We start from the raw sequence: 9,580 nt of genomic DNA, 5'->3' as shown, positions 1-9,580 counted from the left end.
AGATCCATTGTCAGGCGTGTCCACACCACAGGGGTCACCTCAGCCTTCGAGACACCACTCGAAAGCAACAACAAGCCGCGCCCGAGCCACAGCCACAGCCTATGTCCGAAAAACGACGGCAAGGCCGAGGCCCATCGGTACAAACCTCAACGTCACAGGACTGTGGGCCTTCGGGAGTAAGTCGTATCGTGACACCGGTTGACCAATTACCGCCCGCCGTCCTACGCTCCCGACCGCGACCTCGTCAAAGGGATTAGCCCTCCTGTAGACACGGGTGGCTCTCTAACATCATTGTCACCACCTCGACGGCGCGATTCGGCACATCCAGTACCGCAGTCCAACTGGCTGCCTCGCAGACACCGGCCCGACCGCAGGTTCGGCGGAGCGACGACACGGCACCACTAGTTGAACCTCAGCAACCATGAGGTAGAGCTGTCCTGTCCCCAGTCCAGCACGCGATGGAGGCCCACTCACAGTGGATGGTCAATGCAAACGTATGCCGCTTCCACTTCGATGTCAGCCTCAGTGATGCTGCCGCTGACCTCACAGCGTTCCGCTGCGCCCGGGTTGCGACCGTGAGAGCCTGCGCGAGCTTCGTGGCAGCATCCGTCCGCAAAGGACTCCACCGTGGGCAGGATTCGGCGACCTAGGACAAGACGGAGCCCTGCCACGGGGCGTACCAGGAACGTCAATGCTCCGGGACGCTGGACCGGGTTGCACAGCGGCCCGAAACGCCGGAGGCAAGCGCTCCGCGTGAGGCATCGACGTGCCAGGTGACACACAGGAGTCCATTCGGTACCCACACGAAGACCGTGAGCACAGTGCAGGAGCAGGGGACAACCGGTGGGGGTGCCCAGACACCACCCACTCACCAACAAGGAGACATCAATGTCCACACTGACGCAGAACTACCCCCTTTCCGGTCGAGTGGCAGTGATCACGGGGGCTTCCAGCGGAATCGGCAAGGCCGCAGCGAAGCGACTGGCCGGCCTCGGTGCCTCGGTGGCAGTGCTCGCCCGCCGCGCCGACCGGCTGAGCGACCTCGTGACCGAGATCGAGAAGGACGGCGGAACCGCCCTCGCCATCGAGGTTGATGTCACCGACACCGGTGCTGTCCGGGGCGCCGCCGACCACGTCGCCACCGAACTCGGCGGCGCGGACCTGGTGGTCAACAACGCCGGAATCATGCTCACCGGCCCCATAGGCGAACTGCGCACGGACGAATGGCAGCACCTCATCGACGTCAACATATCCGGCGTGATGAACACCATCGGAGCATTTACGCAGCAGCTGATCTCGGCGGCAGCCGCAGGACGCACCGCGGACTTGGTCAATGTCTCCTCCCACTCCGCCAGAATCGTCTTCCCGACCTTCGCGGCCTACGCCGGCACAAAGGCGTTCGTGTCACACATGTCGCTGAACCTCCGCGTCGAACTCGGTCAGTTGGGCGTGCGCGTCTCGGCCATCGAACCTGGCCTCGTCTCCACCGAGCTCTTCGACCATGTCACCGACCAGGGCATGCGCGACGCGCTCGCCAGTGCCACCGACATGATGCTCAAGGCCGAAGACATCGCCGAATCCATCGCCTTCACCGTCTCCCTCCCCAAGCGCGTCAGCATGCAGCAAGTCACGATCGTGCCCACCAACCAGCCCTCGTGAAGACATACACGTACGGCCCGCAACAGGAGTGATGACACATTGAAATCTGTGGGTGACCAAAGAGTCCTCGTGGTCGGCGGAACAGGCTTCATCGGGCGGCACGTTGTCGCGGAACTGCTCCGGCGAGGCCATCGCGTTTCGGTGCTGTCCCGCAACGAGGGCACCCAGATACCAGGAGCCGACCTCCTCCGCGGAGACGCTGAGACGCTGGACCAGGAGGAATGGGCCAAGTTGCTAACAGGCCATGACTCTGCGGTCTTCGCGGCCGGCCGGGACGACCGCACGGTGCCCCGCGCACCCGCGGCGCCATATTTTCACCAGGGCAACGTGGCGCCGATCGAGCGGCTTGCGGCGGCCGCGGGGCAGCGTGTGCAATTCCGCAGTCTGGTGGTGATCGGGTCGTACTTCACCGCAATCGCCCGCCAACGGCCTCAGTTGGCACTCGGCCAAGGGCATCCCTATATTCGCAGCCGAATCGAACAGGCCGCAGCTGCACGGCGAGCAGCCGGACCATACCTGCCCGTGGCGGTACTGGAAATCCCGTGGGTCTTCGGCGCCTCGCTTGGGCGGTCATCGCTGTTCGCCTCGACAGCCCCTATGATGCGCTCGAGGCTTCCTCTGTTCGCGCCGCCCGGTGGCACTGCGGCCGTCCCCGTGCAGACGGTAGCGCAAGCCGCAGTCGCAGCGCTGGAAGGCGGCCAAGCCGGCGACTTCCCGATCGCCGCCCAGAATGTGACCTGGGCTTGGCTGATCGAGAGGATGGCCCTCGCGGCGGGACGGCCGGGGCCCGTACGGGTACGGCACCTGCCGAAGCAACTGCTGCACGCAGCCATGGCCGGCGCGGGGTGGAGACACCGACTGAGGCGCACAGAGCCCGGGCTGACACCGCGTCTGTCGGGGCCGCTGCTCACGTCGGAGCTGTTCGTCGATACTGCGGTCTGCCGCAACGTACTGGGAGTGGAACCCGGCGACCTGAACGAGGCCATACGCGAGACCTTCTCCCCATGACAGTCACTCGACGAGCTTGGGCAGACCGTTGGCGGCGCGTCCGGGCGATCAGCCGTGTTGGTGGGGACCAGTCTCCTTGAGCGTGCACGGGCAGCGGGCACAGGTCGGTCGTCGCTGGCCACCCGGCTCGGCAATCGGGGCCCGACGGGCGCCCCAGCGCCCGCTCCGGCGGCAGGTACTCAGGCGAGCCGACGACCTCGCCGGTCATCGTCAGGGCCGTACTTCCCTCAACCATGGCGATGCCGAAGTCGCTGAGCACCTCCCGCCCGTCGTCGGCCAGCAGCACATTGGCCGGCTTCACGTCCCGGTGTTCGACCCCCGACGGCGTGGGTCGCGCGCAGCGCAGCGAGCACCTCGGCATCGATGCGAGCGCGGCGTGCTGCGGGATGAGCGGCTCCTCGCTCGTCAGCAGATCGGCCAACGACCGGCCACGGATCAGTTCCATCACGAGGTTGTGCAGCTCGACTTTGTGCCGCAGCTCAAGGAATTGGAAGAACACCGCCAGTGCGCCCGCGCGGCCGGTCCGGGTCGACGGTTTGGCGTCGCGGAGCACCTTGCCGAAGTAGACGTCGGCGTCGGCGGACTCCATCTCCCACAGCGGACGGCCGAACCAGTCTCGGATCAGCTCCAGGTGGTTGGTGTCGTTGCGGATCGTGCTGTCGACCAGACCGGCTGAGGCTCGCGCGAGCACGAACCCCGCCAGCACATCGGTCTCGAACTCGGCGAGCTCTTCCTCGCTCACCGGCGCCCGGTACTCGCGCAGATCGCGTACTACGGCCAGAGCCAACCCACGCCTCCACGACTTCACCCAGACTGAAGAAATCCCGACAGAGATGAGGGTTGCGTGCTGCGGGAGAGGTTGGGTCAGAACGGCCTGCGGTCACTCGAACGAGGTAACAGGCCCAGGTCCAGGCACTCTCAGTCGTGCCAGGAGTTGGGGGGCGTACGCGGAACTCGGGGACTATTGCTCACCGTACACCGGCGCCGCGATCGTGGATACGGCCTGCGTGAAGATCCCGGTGGAGCGGGGCATGGCCGGCGCGGCGTGGATGGAACCATCACCGATGCGGGTGTGCGGGAGCAGTTCATCGAGGTGCTCGGCCGACTGGTGGATGCCGGGGCACAGGCGTGACAGCCCGGTTGAGAGCTTTTCGCACTAACCCCCTGTTACTGATGGCATATGACATCCCCTCCCATAGAATCCCCACTCGATCCTTCCGCCGACAGAGCAGGAGTCCTTCGGTGCCGGACATACCCGAGACATCCCTCGATGAAGCGCAGTTCCCCTTCCCGAACGGACCCCACGGCAGCCCGCCCCCTGCCTACGCCCAGAAGCGTGCCACCTGCCCAGTGGCCCCCGTGGTGATGGTCACCGGCGACAAGGCGCTGCTGGCCACCACGTACGACGACCTGCGGGAGGTCTACTCGGACCCGCGTTTCAGCCGGAACCTTCGCTACCCGGGGGCTCCACGCATGTGGCCTCTCGGCGCCGACGTGTCCGACGACCCGAACTCGCTCCTCAACATGGACGGGCCGGAGCACTCCCGGCTGCGGCGCATCGTCCAGTCCACATTCACCACCCGGCGCGCCGAGGCCTGGCGACCCCAGGTCCAATCGGTCGCGGACGAGCTCCTCGACGCGCTGGAGACCGAGGCGCCTCCGGTCGACCTGATAGAGACGTTCGCCTTCGCGCTCCCGGTCCGCATCATCTGCCAACTGCTCGGAGTCCCGGCGGAGGACTCTCCGCGCTTCCGGGCCTGGTCGGACATATTCCTGTCCACCAGCACCGCTGACCTGGCCGAAAAGGTCCAGTCCGCCGTCGAGTTCGCCGGATACGTCGGCGCACTTATCGACCAGCGCCGACGGGCCCCTGGCACGGGCCTGCTCGACGAACTGATCAACGCCTGCGACGTCGACGACCGCCTGAACGAGGACGAACTGACCAACATGGTCGTCGGCCTGATCATCGCGGGCCACGAGACCACCGGAAATGTCATCGGCCGCGGCATACTCACCCTCCTCCAGCACCCCGACCAACTCGCCGCACTGCGCGATGACCCAGGGCTCCTGCCCGCCGCCGCCGAAGAGATCCTCCGCGTCGACATGCCCGCTCATACCGCACTGCTCCGTGTCGCCACCGACGACGTGCCCCTCCCGTCAGGAGGCTCCGTCAGCAAAGGCCAGGCCGTCATCGCCCCCATCACCGCCGCCAACTTCGATCCGAAATACTTCCCGGACCCGGACACCTTCAACATCCGGCGCGCCGAGAACAAACACGTCGCCTTCGGCCATGGCCCCCACTTCTGCCTGGGCGCCGGCCTCGCACGCGTGGAACTCCAGGTCGCCATCGCGTCGATCATCCAGCGCTTCCCGAACCTCGCCCTCGCCTGCGACCCCCAGGACCTTCCGTGGTATGACCTCGGCCAGATCTGCGGCCTGGAGCGCCTTCCCGTCACCTGGTAGCTGCCAGGAACACCCCGGCCGGGCCCGCGGTGTGCAGACCCGGCCGGGATGTTCACGTGAAACAGCAGTGCGCGACGAGGGACATGCTCGCCGACCCCGAATGGGCCGACGCCCTCATGCTCGCGCTGCTGCTCGCCGCGCTGGAGCAGATGATCGTCGCCACCGCCCTGCCGAAGATCGTCGGCGAACTCCAGGGCCTGGACCGGATGCCCTGGGCGATCACCGCCTATCTCCTCACCGCCACCATCGGCCTTCCCATCTACGGCAAGCTCGGCGATCTCTACGGCCGCAAGGGCGTCTTCCAGTTCGCCATCGTCGTCTTCGTCATCGGCTCCGCACTCGCCGGCTGGTCGCGCACCATGGACGAGCTCATCGCCTTCCGCGCCATCCAGGGCATCGGCGCGGGCGGCCTCATGATCGGCGTACAGGCGATCATCGCCGACATCGTCCCGCCCAGGGAGCGCGGCCGCTATATGGGGCTGATCGGCGCCGCCTTCGGACTCGCTTCCGTCGCGGGCCCGCTGCTCGGCGGCTTCTTCACCGACCAGGTCTCGTGGCGCTGGTGCTTCTACTTCAACGTGCCGTTCGGCCTCATCACGCTCGCCGTCGTCACCGCCGTCCTCAAACTGCCGAAGCCGGTGGCGCGGGCGCGCTTCGACGTCCTCGGCGCCTTCTTCCTCACCGCCGCCTCCACCTGCCTGGTGCTCCTGACCAGTTGGGGCGGCACCGAGTACGCCTGGGACTCACGCGTCATCCTCGGACTCGCCGCGGGCGCCGCCGGAACCACCCTGCTCTTCCTGGTCGTCGAGCACTACGCACCCGAACCGGTCATCCCTCTGCGGCTGTTCCGCGACTCGGTCTTCAACGTCACGAGCCTGGTCGGGGCCGTCGTCGGCGTCGCCCTCTTCGGCGCCGCCAGCTATCCGCCCACCTTCCTGCAGATGGTCGACGGCGCCAGCGCCACCGAGTCGGGGCTGCTCATGCTCCCCATGATGGGCGGCATCGTCGTCGCCTCGATCGTCTCCGGCCAGCTCATCAGCCGCACCGGCCACTACAAGGTCTACCCGGTGGCGGGCTCCGCCGTCTCCGCCGTCGGCATGTGGCTGCTGTCGCGGCTGGAGACCGACACCACCCGGCTCGAGTACTCCGTCTGGCAGGCGATCCTCGGCGTCGGCATCGGCCTCGTGATGCCCGTCCTCATCCTGGCCGTGCAGAACGCCGTGCCGCCCGCCGATCTCGGCACCGCCACCAGCGCCAACAACTACTTCCGGCAGATCGGCGGCAGCGTCGGCGCCGCCGTCTTCGGCACCCTCTTCGCCGACCGCCTCACCCACGCACTCGCCGACCGGCTCCCGGCCGGCGCCGGACTGCCCGCCCCCGAATCCATCACTCCCCAGCTCGTCCATGCCATGCCGCCCGCACTGCGCGACGGCTACATCCAGGCGTACGCGGACGCGATGCCGCGGATCTTCCTCTACCTCGTGCCGGTGCTCGTCCTCGGCCTCGTCCTCGCCTTCTGCCTCAAGGAGAAACCGCTGGTGTCCCACAACGCTTCCGCCACCGCCGAGCCCACGTCCGTGCCCCACGCCCGGACCGGAAACCGGGGCCCGGCCCCCGCGCCCGCCCCGGCCTACATCGCCGGAGTGCCCGTCTGCGGCACCGTCCAGCACCACGACGGCACCACCGTCCCGCGCGCCGCCCTCACCCTCATCGATGTGCAGGGGCAGCAGGTAGGCCGCGGCGCGAGCGGTGAGGACGGGCGGTACGCGCTCAGCGTCCAGCTGCGGGACTTCACCCGGACCCGCACCGTGTTCGTCCAGGAACGCACCACCCGGCACAAGCACCGCGTGGACAAGGCCCTGCAGGACGCGCAGATCAAGCGGTCAGATGTCGTATCGGACCTGTTCGGCATGTCGGGCCGGGCCGTGCTCGACGCCCTGGCCGCCGGCGAACGCAACCCCCGCACCCTGACAGACCTCGCGAAGGGCAGTCTGGTCAAGAAGAAGGTCGCCCTCACGGAGGCACTGACCGGGCAGTTCGAGGATCACCACGCCCGGCTGCTGCGGGTACTGCTGGGCACCGTCGACCATCTCACCTCACAGATCGACGAACTCGACCGGCTCATCGTCCAGACCCTGGATGAGATCACCACCCCGCACGAGGGCCCCGGACCTGGGTCAACAGACGGTGGCGTGATTGCGCGGTCGGTGGCCGTGAAACGGGATGCCGTCCCCGGCATCGGGCCGGCCACCGCGCAGATCATCCTTGCCGAGATCGGCGCGGACATGAGCCGCTTCCCCACGCCCGAGCACCTCGTCTCGTGGGCGAAATTGTGCCCTCGCACGATCCAGTCCGGGGCGAAGAACACCACGGGCCTGGCCGGGCAGGGCAACCCCTGGCTCAAGGGCGCCCTCGGCGAGGCCGCCAATGCCGCCGCCCGCACCGACACCTTCCTCGGCGCCCGCTACCGGCGCATCGTCAAACGCCGCGGCCACGCCAAAGCCCTGGTCGCCGTCGCCTGCTCGATACTCGTCATCGCCTGGCACCTGATCAACGAACCCGACGCCTCCTACCAGGAACTCGGCGCCGACTGGCACCAGCGCCACCTCAACCCCGCCCGCAGGACCCGCGACCTCGTCCGCCAGCTCACCGCTCTCGGCCACCAGGTCACCCTCGAGCCCGCAACCGCCTGACCGGCCCCACCCCGACATCCGGTCCGCAAGCGGCTCGGATGCTGCCGCCTGTAAAGTGGGTCGACTGGTACAACCACCGCCGGCTCCATGGTGAGATAGGGCACATCCCGCCCGCCGAATACGAAGCCAACTACTACCGAGCAACCACGAAACCCCAGCTCACAGCCATCAACTGAGATCTCCAACGAACGCGGGGCGGTTCAGCCCCAGTTCCTGGGCGGCGACCAGGGTGGCCGGGTCCACCTGGCCGGTGCCGCCAGGCACCGGCGGCACCATGACCATGATCCGTTCCACCCCGGCAACCACGGCCGGGGTGGCGATCTGGATCAGCACGGACGGGAAGGATCCCTTGCCGGAGGGGCCGAACAATCCGACCGAGGGAATCGCCGTGGCCTGCTCACCGACCAGCAGTCCCGGCCTCGGCTCCGCCGTCCACGAAGCGCGCTGCACGATCAGCTCGTTAAACGCCCGCACCTGTCGATCGAGGTACGGATCGCCTCGACAAGCGGCTCACTCACCGCCGCGCGGGCCTCGTCGAGCTCCTCCTCGCTCACCCGCAGCTGCTCGGCGGGCAGGGTCATCTTATCGAACCGGCCGAGCGCATCGACCAGCGCAGCGTCCCCGCGCTTGCGGACGTCCTCAATGATGACGGCGATCGAGGACCGCAAGCCCTCATCCACACCGTCATGGCCGCTGCCCCGGGACTGGATCCAATGGCGCTCCTCGGCCGTCGCCGTGCCCCACTCGACCAGCCGCAGATCCGCCACATTCACAGTCCCAGTCATCCGTCCGCTTCTCATCGCTTGTCCGTACGGGATTCCGGCCCGATCGCTCGCACGCGCCCTCTCAGGAGCGCTGTCGCGGCGGCGGCCGTGACCACCAGGGTAGCGACCAAGCCCTCCCGTCACGGCGACGCTCGGCTGAAAAACACCCCAGCCGAGCGTCTGTCTAAACTGCTCGCAGCTTGATCAACTCACCCCGTGTTGCGACGCCCCTCGAATCCACCCACATTTGGGGGCGTCAGGCATGACCAGGTCAGCTGCCGATGCCGCGCCTGAGCTCCCACAGCTGCAGCGTGGAGGAGGAGTTCATCGCGTACTCGCTGCCCGTGATGCCGTCGTGGGTGGCGAGGAACTGCTTGCCCTGCCACAGCGGGAGGATCGGCACGTCGTCGGCGACGATGTCCTGGATGTCAGCGAGGCTCTTCGCCGCGGCAAACCGATCGACCGCACGCCGGGACTGCGGGATCAGGGTGTTGCGGATCTCGCTGTTGGCGTAGGGCGACTTCAGGAAGTTGTCCTTGTCGAGGAACGGCGCGAGGTAGTTGTCGGCGTCCGGGAAGTCCGGGAACCAGCCCATGCCGTAGACGTCGTACTCGCCCTTCTGCTCGCTCGGCACGAACTGGCTCCACGGGTGGCCCTGGATGCTGACGTCGAACAGCTTGCTGTCGTTGAGCTGCTTCCTCAGCACCTCGAACTCCTTCGCGGTGGCCGGGCCGTAGTGGTCGGTCGTGTAGTGCAGCGTCAGCTTCACCGGCGTGATGACGCTCGCGTCGGCCAGCAAAGTGCGGGCCTTAGCGACGCTCGGGTAGCCGTACTTGTGGAAGAACCCGTTCGTGTGGCCGATGATGGTGGCCGGGACCAGCGAGTACAGTGGCTGTGCCTCGGAGCCGTACACCTTGGAAGCCAGCTCGCCGCGGTCGACGACCTGCGCCATGGCCTGGCGGACGGCCTTGCTCTTCACCGACGGGGCGTTGG

6 protein-coding genes and 1 pseudogene are annotated in these 9,580 nt (G+C 67.4%); 4 read left to right on the top strand and 3 right to left on the bottom strand.

Going from position 1 to position 9,580, the window contains the following annotated elements; genetic code table 11:
• The first annotated feature begins 888 nt into the window (after positions 1-888).
• Positions 889-1,659 (top strand): SDR family oxidoreductase, encoded by a 771-nt coding sequence (locus tag ACH4YL_RS40370; RefSeq protein WP_398512524.1) that lies wholly within the window; start codon positions 889-891, stop codon positions 1,657-1,659.
• A gap of 69 nt (positions 1,660-1,728) precedes the next feature.
• Positions 1,729-2,667, top strand: coding sequence for an NAD(P)H-binding protein (locus ACH4YL_RS40365; protein ID WP_398512523.1), 939 nt, complete (start codon positions 1,729-1,731; stop codon positions 2,665-2,667).
• Here the strand turns inward: ACH4YL_RS40365 and ACH4YL_RS40360 are convergent.
• Positions 2,567-3,454, bottom strand: coding sequence for a hypothetical protein (locus ACH4YL_RS40360; protein WP_398512522.1), 888 nt, complete (start codon positions 3,452-3,454; stop codon positions 2,567-2,569). The genes ACH4YL_RS40365 and ACH4YL_RS40360 overlap by 101 nt on opposite strands.
• Positions 3,455-3,909: 455 nt before the next feature.
• Between ACH4YL_RS40360 and ACH4YL_RS40355 the strand changes: the two genes are divergently transcribed.
• Positions 3,910-5,130 (top strand): cytochrome P450, encoded by a 1,221-nt coding sequence (locus ACH4YL_RS40355; RefSeq protein ID WP_398512521.1) that lies wholly within the window; start codon positions 3,910-3,912, stop codon positions 5,128-5,130.
• An 83-nt stretch (positions 5,131-5,213) separates the two neighbouring features.
• A complete protein-coding gene (locus tag ACH4YL_RS40350; protein WP_398512525.1) occupies positions 5,214-7,823 on the top strand; it encodes a DHA2 family efflux MFS transporter permease subunit in 2,610 nt (869 codons plus the stop codon).
• 168 nt (positions 7,824-7,991) lie between these two features.
• Here the strand turns inward: ACH4YL_RS40350 and ACH4YL_RS40345 are convergent.
• Together ACH4YL_RS40345 and ACH4YL_RS40340 are read right to left on the bottom strand one after the other, a co-directional pair.
• Positions 7,992-8,608, bottom strand: a pseudogene (locus tag ACH4YL_RS40345) (histidinol dehydrogenase).
• 250 nt (positions 8,609-8,858) lie between these two features.
• On the bottom strand, positions 8,859-9,580 hold a 722-nt coding region (locus ACH4YL_RS40340), incomplete at its 5' end, for an ABC transporter substrate-binding protein (protein ID WP_398512520.1).

This window comes from Streptomyces sp. NPDC020681 (genome assembly GCF_044334895.1).
Lineage (GTDB): Bacteria > Actinomycetota > Actinomycetes > Streptomycetales > Streptomycetaceae > Streptomyces.
The sequence above is the reverse complement of the archived record's forward strand: the minus strand, read 5'-3'. Positions and strand labels throughout refer to the sequence as shown.